Annotated in this window: 12 protein-coding genes and 1 pseudogene; 2 read left to right on the forward strand and 11 right to left on the reverse strand. The window is 62.5% G+C overall.

What is annotated here, in order from left to right; all coding sequences use genetic code 11:
- Positions 1-2 precede the first annotated feature (2 nt).
- Genes tssK through tssA form a run of 10 tightly spaced genes read right to left on the reverse strand, consistent with a single transcriptional unit; the run spans position 3 to position 10,685 of the window.
- The gene (gene tssK, locus NKI73_RS27125; RefSeq protein ID WP_352634212.1) at positions 3-1,337 is read right to left on the reverse strand and encodes a type VI secretion system baseplate subunit TssK; all 1,335 of its coding nucleotides are present in this window, start codon (positions 1,335-1,337) and stop codon (positions 3-5) included.
- A gap of 39 nt (positions 1,338-1,376) precedes the next feature.
- Positions 1,377-1,829, reverse strand: coding sequence for a type VI secretion system lipoprotein TssJ (gene tssJ / locus NKI73_RS27130; protein ID WP_352634214.1), 453 nt, complete (start codon positions 1,827-1,829; stop codon positions 1,377-1,379).
- A 3-nt stretch (positions 1,830-1,832) separates the two neighbouring features.
- The gene (tagH, locus tag NKI73_RS27135; protein ID WP_352634216.1) at positions 1,833-3,305 is read right to left on the reverse strand and encodes a type VI secretion system-associated FHA domain protein TagH; all 1,473 of its coding nucleotides are present in this window, start codon (positions 3,303-3,305) and stop codon (positions 1,833-1,835) included.
- The gene (tssG, locus tag NKI73_RS27140; protein ID WP_352634218.1) at positions 3,302-4,369 is read right to left on the reverse strand and encodes a type VI secretion system baseplate subunit TssG; all 1,068 of its coding nucleotides are present in this window, start codon (positions 4,367-4,369) and stop codon (positions 3,302-3,304) included. Before tssG ends, tagH begins: the two co-directional genes overlap by 4 nt.
- On the reverse strand, positions 4,333-6,207 hold the full coding sequence (gene tssF, locus NKI73_RS27145; protein ID WP_352634220.1) for a type VI secretion system baseplate subunit TssF: 1,875 nt from the start codon (positions 6,205-6,207) through the stop codon (positions 4,333-4,335). Before tssF ends, tssG begins: the two co-directional genes overlap by 37 nt.
- A 1-nt stretch (position 6,208) precedes the next feature.
- Positions 6,209-6,964 carry a type VI secretion system baseplate subunit TssE gene (gene tssE, locus NKI73_RS27150; protein WP_352634236.1) on the reverse strand — a complete coding sequence of 252 codons (756 nt, stop codon included), beginning with the start codon at positions 6,962-6,964 and terminating at the stop codon, positions 6,209-6,211.
- Positions 6,951-7,412: an Hcp family type VI secretion system effector gene (locus NKI73_RS27155; RefSeq protein WP_023758847.1), complete on the reverse strand. Its 462-nt coding sequence runs from the start codon at positions 7,410-7,412 to the stop codon at positions 6,951-6,953. The genes tssE and NKI73_RS27155 overlap by 14 nt, the downstream gene beginning before the upstream one ends.
- Positions 7,413-7,457: 45 nt before the next feature.
- A complete protein-coding gene (tssC, locus tag NKI73_RS27160) occupies positions 7,458-8,963 on the reverse strand; it encodes a type VI secretion system contractile sheath large subunit (protein WP_352634222.1) in 1,506 nt (501 codons plus the stop codon).
- Positions 8,964-8,966: 3 nt separating this feature from the next.
- Complete coding sequence (gene tssB / locus NKI73_RS27165) at positions 8,967-9,506, reverse strand: type VI secretion system contractile sheath small subunit (RefSeq protein ID WP_352634224.1); 540 nt, start codon at positions 9,504-9,506, stop codon at positions 8,967-8,969.
- A 6-nt stretch (positions 9,507-9,512) separates the two neighbouring features.
- Positions 9,513-10,685, reverse strand: coding sequence for a type VI secretion system protein TssA (gene tssA, locus NKI73_RS27170; protein ID WP_352634226.1), 1,173 nt, complete (start codon positions 10,683-10,685; stop codon positions 9,513-9,515).
- Between the two features lie 311 nt (positions 10,686-10,996).
- Between tssA and tssH the strand changes: the two genes are divergently transcribed.
- Positions 10,997-13,795 carry a type VI secretion system ATPase TssH gene (gene tssH, locus NKI73_RS27175; protein ID WP_352634228.1) on the forward strand — a complete coding sequence of 933 codons (2,799 nt, stop codon included), beginning with the start codon at positions 10,997-10,999 and terminating at the stop codon, positions 13,793-13,795.
- 240 nt (positions 13,796-14,035) lie between these two features.
- Here the strand turns inward: tssH and NKI73_RS27185 are convergent, their stop codons facing one another.
- Entirely contained in the window at positions 14,036-14,683 is a 648-nt protein-coding gene (locus NKI73_RS27185; protein ID WP_352634230.1) for a TetR/AcrR family transcriptional regulator, read from the reverse strand.
- 199 nt (positions 14,684-14,882) lie between these two features.
- Here NKI73_RS27185 and NKI73_RS27190 point away from each other — a divergent pair.
- A pseudogene (locus NKI73_RS27190) lies at positions 14,883-15,014 on the forward strand (FAD-dependent oxidoreductase); the annotation flags it as partial.
- Between the last annotated feature and the right edge of the window lie 84 nt (positions 15,015-15,098).

Below are 15,098 nucleotides of genomic sequence, written 5' to 3' on the forward strand. Positions count from 1 at the left end.
TCTCACCTGTTCACCGAGTAACAGTCCACCTGCGGCTCGCTTGGCAACACGCCCGAAACGCCGATGACGAAGCCGGGAGCATCGAGCAGCGACGCCCAGTGCTCACTTTTCTGGTCCAGCTCAAGGCATAAGCGATCGCCATCGTAGGGAATCTCGCGCGGCTGGGAATGAAGCGGTTTCAGCGGAATACCGGGCAAACGCGATTTCCACAGGCCCTCGAACTGGTCGGCCGACCCGACGGTCGCCTGATTGACGAATATCTTGCGCAGCGCGTCCTCCGACAGCTCCGAACCAACCCGGATGACGATCCGGCTGGCCACCAGCAGCTTCGGATTGTCGATGCGGATTTTCCAGACATTGGTCGAATGCCGCATGACCGGCAGCGCACGCGATTTCGGCTCGATGTAACGCAGGCTGAGGATGAGCGAGCGTAGCGCATCCGCCAGCGCCGAATAGGCGGGGCCTGGCGCCATGTGATCGTAGGCGGGCAATTCGCCCAACCGCCGTGCGCTCGATCCGTATGTCGCCATCGAACCGGCGAGCCCGGCAAGCTCCAGGTAAAGCTCGGCCGGATGGAAGACATCCTGCGCCAGCATGTGGGCCAGCCGCGGACGCGCCGCATTGGCGAGATTGAGCATCAGCAGATCTTCGACGCTACGCCCAGGCCCACCCATGACCATCTTGCCATGCGCCTCGGCGATCTGATCGAGGCCTGTCACGACCTCCAGAAGCAATTGCCGATACCAGGCGACCGCGCCGGTAACCAATGTCGGTGGCAGGAAGGTCTCGTCCAGGGAGACGCCACCGTCAGCTCGAACCCCCTTGAGGTCAGCTATAGGCAAGGCTGTATAGCCACCGACCGACTTGCCGGGCGCCAGCAGCAACGCTTGCGGACGGGCAATTTCGATTTCTTCAGGATCTGATCCGCCCTGGACAGCGTCACGCACCGAAACGATCCGTCCATGATATCGCGCTCCCGAGGGGGCGGCGTGCGCAGGATCGAAGCCGACACCGCCGGGAGGCTCCAGCGGCAAGGCGACCAGCACCGACCCGGCGCCCGTGTCCGGGGTGACCTGCAGGGGGCGCGGTGCGTCCATCATGTCTGGAATGGAAAAAGGTGTCCCATCCGGAAAGATGCCCCGTGCGGACAGAATCGAAATCTGGCCGGCCTCCAGCGATGCCTGGTCCAGCGTCAGCTGTTGAAAGCCGAACGTATGCAATTGCCCGGCCTGCAACGCGCCGCGCACCGTCGCCTCGAAGAAGCGATCCTGCTGCTGGAAATGCTGGGTCCGCAGGAAAAGCCCTTCGGACCATAGCACCCTGTTTGCATCGCTCATGCCGCTACTCTCTGCATTGAGCTCCCCTTGCCCTGGCCGCTAGGCGGAAATGCCGCCGCTGCCAAGCGTGACATTGATCGTGAATTTTGATCCAGGCGATACCGACTTGGTTGTCCGCCAGTTCCTGCCGCCAGGCTCGCGGATCAGTGCAACGAAGCCCAGCGCCGTCGCGTCCGGCTCGACGGTGATGGTTTTGGATGAGGATTTTCCCGGCCCGACGGAAATCTGATCGGATCCGATGAGATCGCCTGCCAGCGCCGTGCCGGCATCCCCCTGCAGCGCGAAATAGTCGGCGGAATTGAATTTGCCGGTGCTTTTCAGCCGCATCACGAGAACCGTCACCGGCCGGTCGCCGCCACCTGGCCCCGGGTTCATGCCGGCGCCGCCGGTCATGTTGACGGTGATGACCGATGGTTTTGGCGGACCACTCTGGCAAGCCGCAAGCAGCCCTGTCGCGCCAAGGGCAACGACAAACTCACGTCGATCGATCATGTCTCACTCCTCCTCATATGCATCTCGAAAATCAGCGCCGATTTCGCCAAGGAAGCTTTTTTCCGCGCTCTCTGCGATTTCACGATGGCGTTTCTGGTAAAGCTCCCACAGCTTGGCGCCCCGCCCGCCCGAGAGCAGGGTGCCGATCGCGGAATTCGATTTCAGCTCTTCCTCGATCGCTGCCGGGTCAAAACGGTCGATCATCCGCCGCAAGGCGGCCTGTATGCCTCGCCAGGCGCGCACGTGATGTTGCGCGAGATCGCGAACCGCATCGGCGATTGCCGCTTCGCCGGCGAGAAATCCGGGGCTGCGCTCAGCGATGAGCGTCACGATGGCGTCGTCGACCGTCGGCAGGAACTTGAGCGGATTGACTTCGGAGGCCCCGACCATGGTCTGGGCGACGCGCGCGTTTCCCTTTTCCTCGGCCCGCTTGCGCAGAAGCTGCATCAGGCCTTCCATCATCAGCCGGTATTCGCGACCAAACTTCTCCATTTCCGCGATGCTGTCGCGTCCGGGAAAATCGGCTTCCTCGACACCCATGCCGTGCAGGAACGCGGCGCGAAGCGCCATCTCCTCCGGCTGCGCCGCTGCTGGCGGGCGGGCGGCTTTGGAAGCAGCGCCCACACGTGGTGGAGGAGGGGCATCCGCCGGCTGCACCGGCAAATCCCAGGGATTGCCGGATTGGGATCGTTTGGCGATGCGCTCGCGCTGTCCGGTCGAACTGGCGCCGTTCGCCGAACTGGGCACCGCGGCTGGTCCGAAACCAAAATCATCATTGAAATCGGACGGCTTTCCAGGAGCGGCTTCGGCTCCGCGGCTTGAGGACGGCACCGGGTCGAGGCTGAATGGGTCCGCCTGGCTCGTCGCGCCGTCCGGCTCGCGATAAGGGGCGGGATTTTTCGACACGGGCGTTGAAACCGGATCGAGGCTGAACGGGTCATCGAAACCGGGCGAGTTGCGCTGGTCGGAGTTGGCACGTTCGAATGCGCCCGGAACCGGCTGCTCGAACGGGTTCGGCAGATCGGCCGGACGTGGCCGTCGCGGCTCTTCCTCGACCTTGGCGGAAAAGAAGTCATCGCGGCCGATGCTCACCGGCGCCCGGGACGCCGGCGGCGCGCGTTCAGGAACCGGCTGGCCGGCTGCGGGTGCTTGAGTGGCTGGCGTTTGCAGGTCGACATGGACGATGTAGTCGCCCAGTCTCAGCCGCATGCCGCTTTGGAGGCGCGTCGACTTACCGGCACCAAGCGGGCTGTCGGAGTCGTTTATGAACAATCCGCTGCTCGACGTGTCGGTGACGAAATATCCATCTCGTCCGCCAGAGATCTTGCAATGCGCTCGCGAAACGAACATGTCGGGATCGTTGATCTGCCAACCCGCGTCCGCGCTGCGGCCGATCACCAGCTCACCCTCGTCCAGCCGGGTCTGCCGTACCGCCTGGGTGCGTGGCCCTTGCTCCAGTGTCAGCAGCAGACTCATGCCGCGACCCCCGTCATTTCCGGCCGCCATCCGACGATTGTCCGCAGCCGCATGTCGTCAGCATCGCCCCTTTCAGCGGGTCGCGCAAGCCAGGCGGTCCGCCCGAGCTGAACCGATCCGACACGGGGCGGCGGCACAGCTTCACGCGCAAGCACGATGCGCAGGTCGACGTCGAGCGATTCCCCGACCATATCGCGAACGGCCTGCTTGAACAGTTTGAGCCGCTGGCCGCCAGGCAGGAACGCCTTGAACTCCTCGTACCCCAACGGGCCGACACGCAGTTCAATCCTGCTTTGGCGGCTGAAGACGCGCGGGCCGATCGTCGCCCCCTTGCCGAGCCCTGCAAAGGCCTTTGCAAGACGGGTCTGGAGGCCGGTTGGTACTGTTATCCAGGCGGCGATGAATTCCTTGATCTGTACCGGCACCTTGAACGCTTCGGCCAGGAACAGCGTCAGCCGTTCCGGGCCGTCGACCTGATTGGCGAGCGAAGCCGCCTGGCGAAGCTTCACCGTATCGAGATCGGGGTCCTGGGTGCCGGGAAGTCCGATCCCGGCCATGGCTTCAAGCATGGCGCGAACGCGCCCGCCGACCGCGCGTTCGACCTGTACGGCCGGATGCGCATCCGCCCACGCCCGATAGTAGAGGGCGATCATACGGTGCTGCAGAATGTTGACGAAGTCCACGAACGTCGTGTCGCTGGTCAGCTGCGCATCGGCGCCGGCGAACCAGCGTTGCGACAGGCGGTCGAGCACCCAGCGCGTCAGATGCAGCGGCATTGGACCCTCGGGTCCCAACAGACCGAGATTTGCCACCGTGACCCGGGCCGGCGCCCTTTCGCTGGCTTCGCGGAATTGAACCAGGTCCCGTGCGGAAAAGGCGAGGCGAACATGCTGGCCAAGCCGTGCCGGCTCACGGTCAGGGCGGCCGGAATGGCCGAACAGACCGCTCCGTTGTTCGAGACGGCGCAGCAGTTCGAAAAAGTCGAACGTCTCGGATAAAACTTCGGCCCGGTTCGGGCCGGATTTGTCTAGATCAGGTAGCGATTGCCGGGCGTCATCGGCCATAGCACATCCTCCTGCTTCTGCAGCAGCCGCGTGCGGGTTCGCACGAAGCCGTTTATCCCGGCGTGACGGGCAAACAGCCGCGCCAGCAAGGCCGAAAGCAGCAAGGTACTTTGGCCGGCCAGGACCGATTGATCAACATGCAACGTCACTTCGGTACCGCGTCCGAAGCACATCGGCCCATCGATTTGCAGACGTTCGAGGACTGGCTGCGAGTCGATACGCACGATCGAATGAACATTGCGGGCAAGGCTCGGATCGCCGCGATCGGCATAGAGGTCGAGCAGCGCATGCAGGGGGTCGATGCCGCGGCCTTCCTTGGCAAGACTGAGAAAGTTGAGCGCGAGCTGCGCCACCAGCCGCCAGGCGAGATCGTCGGCCCGCGATTCACCGTCGGCCCCAGCCGGCAGTGCCGCAGGGATAGCTGGCTGCGGCGGACGCAGCGCGCCAAGAAGCCTTACGGTTTCGACCGGGTCGCCGGCCTCTAGCGTCAAGGTCGGACTGTCATCGAGGATCGGCAGATCACGATTGGTGCAAAGGGCCATGACGTCGAGACGCTTCAGCGGCCGGCTCGCCGGGCTTGCGAGCGGCCGGGATACGGCCAGGAAAACGTCATCCCCGGTGTAGGACGTGCGGGTCAGGCCGTCGCGGCGCTCCTCTTCCGTCGCGCGGCGAGGGCGCCGCTCGGTTGAATAGACCCAGCCACTACCGCGGTTCTGACCCAGGCTGAAGAGTTCGGGGATTTCGGCGTCGTTGCCTTCCGTGTCGGCGTCCTCGACGCGGATGACCCGATAGATTTCGAAGTCACGCGCCCGCGTCCGGTCCGCATGCAACACCTGCCGCGTCTTGCGCTCATCGACTTCGACGACGTTGCACTCGCGTTCGAACAGATTGATGATCGGCGTCGCGAAAAGTTCGAAGTCCGCCGGTGTCAGGTCGGCCAGTTCGGGCACCGAACGTCTGAACAAGAAGACGATCTCAAGCCCGGCCTCGCATCGGCGCACGATGGGCTGCAGCCCCGCAACCCGCGCATAGTGAAAACGCTCGGGCATCATGAAGTATTCGCGCAGCAGGCGGTATCCTTCGAATGTCGGGCGAGTACGCGGCATCAGGGCTTCTTCGTCGCTGATGCCGACCATTTCGGGTACCGGCAAGGACGACAACGGGTTGGTCTTGCCTTCCGGCCGTGCGCCTGCTGCCGTACAGGCGCCGAAAATCGCGTCGAAAAGAAGCGGCGCCTTGGTGCGCCCGGCAAAATAGAGATCGAGCCGATCTAGGGCCAATTCGTCGAGCTTGCCTTTTCCGGTCCGGGCCAGCGTGATGCGGAGTGCCGCCTCGCCGCCCACGCCGCCGGTCGGCCCTATGCCGGCCATCGCCATCGCACTGCGATCCTGAAAATAGCTGACCGAAGTGATCGCTATCGGCCACAGGGTCATTTCTTGCGCGGTGGAGAAAATACAGCGTGTCGACAGGCCGGGCTGCAGGCTGGAGACCAGCCGCGTCTTGCGCTTGACGACGTGGCCGGCAAGCATGGTCTGGACCTGCTGGCCGGGTTTCAGCACCACCATCGCCGTTGCCGGCGCCGGCGTGACCAGATCGGGATAAAGGACATCGAGGACGCTGCGGGAAAATCGCGAGCGCTCGGCGTCGACCTTCAGCCGGGTGCGCGCCGCGAGGAAGGCGACGCCGTCCAGCAGTCGCTCGACATATGGGTCCGGACACGGGACCGTGTCGAGGGAAAGGTTGCGCGCCACCGCCGGATGCATGTCGGCGAATTCCGCTGCAAGGCCACGAATATGGGTCAGTTCCTCCTCGTAATATTCGACGAAGACTCGATCCATCTCAGGCGTCCCTAATTTCGGTCCGCGCCAAGCCGTTATCGAGATTGATCGTGGTGCGCAGGCGCATGCGTTCGGGCGTCGGCGTCATGATCAGCACGGCGTCTATCTCGATCTTCAGGCCAACGGTCTTGTCGCCAAGAGTGACCGTAACCTTCGTTGCGCTTTCCTTGAGGCGAGGCTCGAAGGTGGCGAGCACCGCCCGGATCTCACGCGCCAGCACGTCGCGATCGAAGTCGCGGGAAGAGCGGCCCGAGAAGGAAGGCACGCCATAATTGACCACGCTTCGGCGGACCTCCGGAAAATCGGCGAGCGAAGGTGGATTGTCCGAAACCTGTTCATTTTCCAGATCGGAAAGAAGCGGCGTGGCCTCGAAGCGCTCCGTGTTGAAGAGTGCCTCGATGTCACGCCGTACCGCTTCCCTGAGCACCCGGGCCGATACCACCACGCCTCGGCTTTCGATCTCGACGCGGTGCTGGGTCTGAAAGGCCAATCGATGCAGACGGCGTTTCTGATCCGGTGTCAGTTCCGTATCGGCGTCGATGGCCCGCGTACTGCCGGCAACGAGTGTGTCGAGGCGATCCGCGCCAAGCTCGTCGAGCAGGAAATGGCGCAGCCCTTCTATTTCCGAGGTCAGACCCGGCAGGTCATTGACGAGGCGATCCCAAAGCGATGGCTGGACGGCTTCACTTTTCGCCCGCAAGCTACCGGTGGTCTGCCGCTTGCCCGCGCCGGGCTGCCGAACCTCACTTGCCGACATAGACATCCATTTCGGCTTCATCATTGCCGTCATAGACGAACTTGATCTTCTTGTAGGCGAAGCTGACTTCTTCCTGGATCAGGTCTTCCTCATCCTCGGCCTGCGACATGTCGTATTCCATGACGAAGGCGTCATTCAGTGTGATGACCAGATAGTCCTTACTTTCGCCATCGATGGTCCGGCGCGCCGAAAACACCACTTCATCAAGGGCCTTGTTGTCGAACAACGCCTTTTTCAGGTAGGGCGAGGATTTGTCGTAGTGTTTGGTGAACTTGATCATGCCCATGTTCACGCGGCCACGGCGCGAGATCGAATTCGGATCATAGGGGGCGACCATCTTGTAGTCGACGCCATGAATTTCGATCTCGTCTTCGTGGCCGTCGCGGGTGCTGGGGCCTTTGATATCGGGAACCTTCAGAAAGCCATCAATCTTTGTAGTCGTGGGCATTGTGTTTCTCCACCGCTTTCAAAAACCAGGATGTTGTTGCTGCAATCAAGTCTTAACGGACGGTAGTTCCGACACCAGTCGGAGCGAGGCGTTGATGCCCTCCAGCTGGTAATGCGGGCGCAGATAGAAGCGGGCATTGTAATAGCCCGGCCGCCCCTCAACGCTGTCCACCTGAACCTCGGCGGCGGCAAGCGGGCGCTTGGCGCGCGCCTTGTCGTCGGCAAAGGCCGGGTTGGCCAGCACGTATCGGTTGATCCACTCGGTCAACCAGATCTGCATGTCGGAGCGCTCCTTGAACGAGCCGACCTTGTCGCGCGCGATGGCCTTGAGGTAGTGCGCAAAGCGCGAGACCGGGAATAGGTAGGGCAGGTTGGCGCTCAGCCGCTCGTTCGACTGCGCATCGGGATCGACCAGCCGCCCCGCTCGCGTCTCGTCGTCCTGCAATGAGTGTGCCCCGATGAAGGCCGCGAGATCGGTATTCTTCCGGTGCAGGATGGGCATCAGGCCAAGCTTGGCCAGTTCCGCCTCGCGCCGGTCGTCGATGGCGACTTCCGTCGGACATTTCATCGCGATCGAGCCATCATCGGTCGGGAAGCTGTGCACCGGCAGGTTGAGCACCGTGCCGCCATTCTCGACGCCGCGGATCTGCGTGCCCCAGCCAAACAGCTTGTGGCTGCGGTTGATGTTGACGCCCATCGGGAAGGCGGCGTTCATCCAGACATATTTGTTGTGGTCGCCCTGCACCTCTTCCTCGAAGGTGAAGCCCTTCACCGGAACGGTATCGGTGCCGTAGGGCAGCCGCGCCAGGACGCGGGGCATGGTCAGGCCGATGTAGCGAGCGTCCTCACTCTCGCGCAACGACTGCCACGAGGCATAGGCCGGGTTGGAAACGATCTGCTGCAGGTCTTGCGGGTTCGGCAATTCCTGCCAGCTATCCATGCGGAACAGGCGCGGCGAAGCGGCCGCGATGAATGGCGTGTGCGCCGAAGCGCAGATGCCCGAGATGTTGCGCAGCAGGCCGACGTCGCGCGGGTGGTTGGAAAACTCGTAGGCGCCAATCACGCAGCCGATCGGCTCGCCGCCGAGCATCGAATACTCGTCTGTGTAGACTTTCTTGAAGATCGGGCTCTGATCCCACATCTGGCCTTCATAGTCTTCAAGCGTATCGGCCAGCTGTTCCTTGGAAATGTTCATCACCCGGATCTTCAGCTTCTGATCCGTCTCGGTGTTGTTGACGAGATACCAGAGGCCACGCCATGTGCCTTCCATTTCACGCACTTCCGGCGCGTGCAGGATCTCGTTGACCTGGGTCGTCAGCATCTTGTCGATGCCGGCGATCAGCGATTTGATCGACTTGATCGCATTGGACGAGATGGTCGTGGTGTCGGAACGGGACTGCGCCGCGAGCGCGAGATTGCGCACGAGTTGCTGCAACTTCTCGCTGTCGTCCTTCTTGACCTTGAAATCCTTCTCGAGGAGTCCGCTGAATTCTCCAAGGTCTATGGCCTCGGCCTCGGTGGCGACTGCGGCGGTCTTTTGCTGTTCGGCCATGATTTATTCCCCAACCTTGTCGTCGTCGGCCAGTGCCTGGCTGGCGATCTTGCCAAGAAGCGGTTCGTTGTTCAGAAGCTGCGCGATGCGCTTTTCAGCATCGACGCGGCCATCCATGAAGCCGAGCAATTCCTCGAGCTGACGACGCATCTTGAGAATCTCGGCCAGTTGTGGAACTTGCTCGGCGATTTTGTCCGGGGCGAAATCACCCATTTTGGTGAAGGTGAGATCGAGCGCCAGTTCCTCGTCGCGCTCCTGGCCTTCGGCCTGCGGCAGCGTGTTCTTCACCCGGGCTTTGACGCGGGGCCCGAGCGCCTCCATGAACTTTGGGAAGCGGTTTGCGTCGGTCTCGACAAAGGAGCGGTCCAGCACCGACTTTGACGCTTCCTTGGTTTGCGAAGCACCGGCAAGGTCGGCCATCACGCCCATGACAAACGGCAGTTCGATCGTCGTCGGGCTACCGTAGGTTTCCACATCGTAGGCGATCTGCACTCGCGGCGCGCGATTTCGTTCGATGACCTTCGCTTTGCTTTCGGCTGGCATGTGTTGTTACCTTTCATCCTTCTGAGCCGTCTTTTTGGCATCGGGAACGCCGGCAAGCAGCCTGAATTCCTTCAGCCCAGACGGGGCGAGATCTTCCATCAGTTCAACGAAATCCATGTGCACCATCCGGCGTACGCGCCGAGCCAGGTGCGGAATTGGGCTCGACGGTTCAGTGCGGTCATAGAAGGCGACGACGAGGTCGAGGCATTTCACCACGTCGTCGCGCGAGGAGATCCGGTCGGGAAGCCCCGTGCTCGAGTCCGCGTAGCTTCCCATACTTGCCATCGCATCGGCTCCATGACCGTTTCGAGCAGGCGTTGCCGGTTCCGCCGGCATCGGCGACGTGGCCGCGCCATTCGTCACCGCGCCGGCTGCCGAATTCCGTTCGAGCGTCGTCAGCAAACGCTGCAGGAAGCGTTTTAAGTCCGGAACGGGAGCGCCGCCGCCGCCGAGACGAGCGTTGAGCGCGGTCTCGACCGCATCGAGTGCCGCGATCGTTGCCCGGGCGTCGGCGATGAGTTGGATCATCTCCGCATTGGCCTGATCGATCTGTGCCGCACATCCGGCACGCACCCGGTTCAGGAGTTGTGCGTGCGCACTGACCAACGCGGCCTTCTCCGCCGCATTCAACCCCGAGGCGGCCTCCTGGAGCATGACACGGTCGTCGAGCGCACCCTTTTCCAGGTCCTTGCCCTGAATCGGGCCGATCGCGCGCGGCGCGAAGAACGTCATTTGCCGCAGGTTCGCCAACAACCCGTCCTGACCATTCTGCAGGTCGAGCAGCGCGTTGATACGGCGCAAGGCGGCATCGCGTGGCGAAGCGTTGGGCCGCAGTGCCGGATGCATGGTTTCCCAATGCTGATCGAAGGTCCGGGCAATGAGGGTCAGGCCCTGCGCGAGCCCGGCCAGCCCTTCTTCATTGGCCAGCGCGCGCGTGACGATGACGAGCAGGCGCAGGTCCCGACCATGCGCGCGCAATCCCTCGGCTTTTGCGAGCACCGCAGGCCAGTCGACCGGAATGGTGCTTTGCGAGGCGGCCTTGTTGTTGCCGTCGTGTACGACCTTGATCTGGGCTTCCGTCAGACGCTCCAGCTCATGAAAAGCTGGGTCGTTGCGCAAATCTTCCCCGGACGGATTCTCACCGTCGAGCGAAGTAAGCCAGAGTGCGAGATCAATCACACCAACCCCCAGCGAAGGCCCTCAAACCAGATGTGACCCGACGTTATCACACCGCTGCACTTTACCACAATTCAACGACTGCTCAAAAATTAACAGAAGCTAAATGCAACCGCCCCCGAGTGCTGAAATCCGTAGCATGATTGCCGATCCCGCACGAGAAATGCATCGCGCAAGGGCGCAATTCCGTGGTTGTTTGCAGCCGGCGGTGCAGGACCTCCACAACGGTCATCGAGACCTCGTCCATCACGCGCTTTGTCAAGTGGCGGCTTATGTGGCAGGTTGTCGGCTGGCAGATTGCAGGAGCACGTTCGATGGAACAGCGCCGGTCGTCGCAGAGCTTCAAGCGTAAGGAACTGGTCGGCAAGCTCAATCCTGTCGGTGTGCGCGCCTTCAAGGCCGCCGCCGACACCGCCAAGCTGCGCGGCAATCCTTACGTCGAACTCGTCCACTTCATCGAGCAACTGGTGCTTTCCGACCGCTCGGATGTGCAAATGATAATCGCCGATGCGGGCGTGGATGCGAGCCGGCTCACGGCCGATATGACCCGCGCGGTGGACAAGCTGCCTTATGGCGCCACGTCGATCGAGGAATTTTCCGACCACATCTTTCATGCCATCCAAGAGGCCTGGAACCTGGCAACACTGGAATTCGGCGTCGAGGAAGTCCGTAGCGCACATGTTCTCCTTGCCTGCCTAAAGACGCCGGTGCTGGAAGGCCTGCTGTCGAAGATCAGCGGCGAGTTTGACAAGGTCGACGCCGCCGCAGTCATCCAGCGCTTTGCCGACGTAACTGAAGGGTCGCTCGAAGCCGGGGCTGCGCCGGCCGCTGCCGCCACCGAGACCCCGCCGAAGCGGGCACTGGGCGGGGATTCGGCGCTGACGAAATACGCCACCGACCTGACCCAGCGCGCTCGCGACAGCAAAATCGATCCGGTCGTCGGCCGCGATCCGGAGATCAGGCAGATCGTCGATATCCTGATGCGGCGCCGGCAAAACAACCCGATCCTGACCGGCGAGGCCGGGGTCGGCAAGACTGCGGTCGTCGAAGGCTTTGCCTTGCGTATCGCCGAGGGCGACGTGCCGCCCAGCCTGCAGAACGTCAGTGTGCGTATGCTTGATGTCGGACTGATGCAGGCGGGGGCAAGCGTAAAGGGTGAGTTCGAAAAACGGCTCAAGGCTGTCATCGATGAGGTTCAATCGTCCGAAACGCCGGTCATCCTGTTCATCGATGAGGCCCACACCTTGATCGGCGCCGGCGGCGCGGCTGGAACCGGCGACGCGGCCAATCTCCTGAAGCCGGCGCTGGCGCGGGGCGAACTGCGCACCATCGCAGCAACGACCTGGGCGGAATACAAGCAGCACATCGAGAAAGACCCGGCCCTGACCCGCCGTTTCCAGGTGGTCAAGATCGACGAGCCTTCGGAGGTGGTGGCCGTTCTCATGTTGCGCGGTGTGGCCGGCGTTCTGGAGCAGCACCACAAGGTGCAGATACTGGATGAGGCGATCGAGGCGGCGGTCGGCCTTTCGCATCGCTACATCCCGGCGCGGCAATTGCCGGACAAGGCGGTGAGCCTTCTCGACACCGCTTGCGCCCGTGTCGCCATATCGCAGCACGCCACGCCGGCGGAGGTCGAGGATATCATGCGTCGCCGCCAGGCGCTGGAGGTCGAGCGCGGTATTATCGGCCGCGAGGCTGCGATCGGTATCGAGGTGACCGAGCGGCAGGCTCGGGTCGACACCGGGCTTGCCGAAAGCGAGGCCACGCTGGCCGCCGCGCAGCAACGTTGGGATCGGGAAAAGGCACTTGTTGCCGAGATACTCGAATTGCGCGCCAGGCTGCGCGGCGAAGGTGTGCCGCTCGATGCGGTGGAGACGCCCGAGACCAATAGCGAAACAGCAGACGCGGACGCAGTTGAGACTCAGCCACCCAAGACCAAAACGGCCAGAACCAAAACAGCCAGAACCAAAACAGCCGAGACCGAGGTGGAGACACCGGCTGCTGCCGATGCCCCTCCACCCGATCCGGCCGCCGATCTCGCCCGGTTGCGCGAACTGATGGCCGAACTGGCCGAGGCGCAAGGCGAGACGCCGTTGATCCTGCCGTCGGTCGACCGCAACGCCGTGGCGGCGGTGGTCCAGGACTGGACGGGAATCCCGACGGGGCGGATGCTGTCGAGCCAGACCGAAAAGGCGCTGCGGCTCGCCGTGACCCTGTCCGAACGCGTCGTCGGCCAGGACCACGCCATGGAGATGATCGCCAAGCGCGTACAAACCAGCCGCGCTGGGCTCGGCGCGCCGGAAAAGCCGGTGGGGGTGTTCCTGCTCTGCGGCCCCTCGGGCGTCGGCAAGACTGAAACTGCCTTGGCGCTGGCCGAAACGCTTTATGGCGGCGAGCAGAACCTCATCTCGATCAACATGTCCGAGTTCCAGGAGGCGCATACGGTTTCTACCTTGAAAGGGGCGCCGCCAGGTTATGTTGGCTACGGGAAGGGCGGCATCCTGACCGAGGCGGTCCGCCGCAAGCCCTATTCGGTGATCCTGCTCGACGAGGTCGAGAAGGCACATCCGGACGTGCACGAAATCTTCTTCCAGGTCTTCGACAAGGGGATGATGGACGACAGCGAGGGCCGGCGCATCGATTTCAAGAACACGCTGATCCTGCTCACCTCGAATGTCGGCTCCGAAGTCATCATGGACCGGACCAGGAATGGCACGCTACGGGCAGGGCTCGACGATCTGGACACTGCCTTGCGCAGCCCGTTGCTGAAGGTCTTCCCTGCGGCCTTTCTCGGCCGGGTGGTGACCATTCCTTACTATCCGCTCTCGGATTCGATGATCGAAGCGATCACCCGTCACCAGTTCGCCAAGATCGCTCGCCGGCTGCGTGCGACCAACGACGCGGAACTGGTGATCGGCGACGGTGTCATGGATCTGGTCAAGGCCCGCTGCACCGAGATCGAATCCGGCGGGCGGATGATCGATGCCATCCTGACCAACACGCTTCTGCCGGAGTTGAGCCGCGGCGTGCTGAACCGGTCGCTGGGGGGCGAAAAGATGACGAAGGTGACCGTCGGCGCCTCCAAGGAGGGCTTCACCTATTCTTTCGAGTAGCTTCACGCGAATGTTGATGACGCATCAGATGTTGTCCCGACTGCTGCCGGATCTGCGATGGAGAGAAGCGTCGACCGCATCCAGGCGGGAGCTTGGACCGCGGTAGATGCGAGCGACTTTTTATCGTTGGGAGAAAGATGAGGTGCCGCGATCTGTGCAAGCTCGGCCGCGCGCGCCGGCCCAATATGACGAAGCGCCTGGACCACGGTCCCGGCCAAGCTGCCCGGAGCAATCAAATGCTTATCCGCCCGCGTGGTCGTTGCCACCGTGCGCGGCGATGAACATGGCGACGGCCGACCGGCAATAGGATTCGATCTCATTGTCGTCCTCTGCTCTCGCCTCATCGAAGCGAGCGATAATCAGGAGGTCGCATCCTTTGAGAAGCGCGGCAAATAAGCGGGCGGACCGGAGAGGATCGGGCACGTTCAGAACCGCCTTAGCGTGCAACTGACGCAACAGGGCCTCGATTTGGGCGATGATATGGGCGGGGCCGGCTTCGTAATGGAGCTTGCTCAACGACTTTTGATTCGTCGTGTCGGCCATGACCATGGCTTCGACATTGCGGACGTCCGGGCGCAACAGCGTGCGAAGCAGCGATGATCCCACAGCCATGAGCTGATCTTCGGCCGAACCGTCGACGCCTTCAAAAAGGACCTGTGGTACAGACTGGTGGCAGCGGGCCGCAAAGGCCGCGCCGAACAGCGCCTCTTTGTTCTCGAAGTGCCTGTAGATGCTGAGCTTGGATATCTTCGCTCGCTGGGCGACCTTGTCCAATGTCGTCGCATGAAAACCCAGTTCCGCAAAGAGTTCGCCTGCGGTGTCGACGATCGTTTGGCGAAGCGCCTCGTTGGCGGGCCGGCCGCGCCGGCCTCGACTATTTTCGGTCACGACAATTCCAGTCCTTGACAGTATCGTTATTGTCGAATTACGATACTACGCAGTGTCCGAAATTCCAAGAGTGGATTTTATCGTGTCCTCCAAATCAAGTGTCCCTTGGCCGCCCGGCGATATCGAATGCGCGTCGCTAGACGACATTGTAGGTCAGGCCAGCCCAACCCCCTCCATCCAAAACACGGAGCTTACCACCATGGATGACGTCATCATCATCGGCGGCAGCTTTGCCGGTCTCGCCGCCGCCCTACAGCTCGGCCGTGCCCGCCGCAAGGTCACCGTTCTCGATACCGGCCTGCCGCGCAACCGCTTCGCTGGCCACTCGCATGAGGAAGAGCCGTCGGAACAGCTTGCCGAGTACGCGCACCGGAAGCAGGAAGGCCGGCCGAGAAGATATCCAGCGGCTTCCGTC

This window comes from Mesorhizobium sp. M0496, from assembly GCF_040321205.1.
Taxonomy (GTDB): domain Bacteria; phylum Pseudomonadota; class Alphaproteobacteria; order Rhizobiales; family Rhizobiaceae; genus Mesorhizobium.

Bases quoted from the DNA above. Each gene is read 5' to 3' on its own strand.
- tssK (WP_352634212.1), bottom strand. From the start codon at position 1,337: ATGAGCGATGCAAACAGGGTGCTATGGTCCGAAGGGCTTTTCCTGCGG.
- tssJ (WP_352634214.1), bottom strand. From the start codon at position 1,829: ATGATCGATCGACGTGAGTTTGTCGTTGCCCTTGGCGCGACAGGGCTG.
- tagH (WP_352634216.1), bottom strand. From the start codon at position 3,305: ATGAGTCTGCTGCTGACACTGGAGCAAGGGCCACGCACCCAGGCGGTA.
- tssG (WP_352634218.1), bottom strand. From the start codon at position 4,369: ATGGCCGATGACGCCCGGCAATCGCTACCTGATCTAGACAAATCCGGC.
- tssF (WP_352634220.1), bottom strand. From the start codon at position 6,207: ATGGATCGAGTCTTCGTCGAATATTACGAGGAGGAACTGACCCATATT.
- tssE (WP_352634236.1), bottom strand. From the start codon at position 6,964: ATGTCGGCAAGTGAGGTTCGGCAGCCCGGCGCGGGCAAGCGGCAGACC.
- NKI73_RS27155 (WP_023758847.1), bottom strand. From the start codon at position 7,412: ATGCCCACGACTACAAAGATTGATGGCTTTCTGAAGGTTCCCGATATC.
- tssC (WP_352634222.1), bottom strand. From the start codon at position 8,963: ATGGCCGAACAGCAAAAGACCGCCGCAGTCGCCACCGAGGCCGAGGCC.
- tssB (WP_352634224.1), bottom strand. From the start codon at position 9,506: ATGCCAGCCGAAAGCAAAGCGAAGGTCATCGAACGAAATCGCGCGCCG.
- tssH (WP_352634228.1), top strand. From the start codon at position 10,997: ATGGAACAGCGCCGGTCGTCGCAGAGCTTCAAGCGTAAGGAACTGGTC.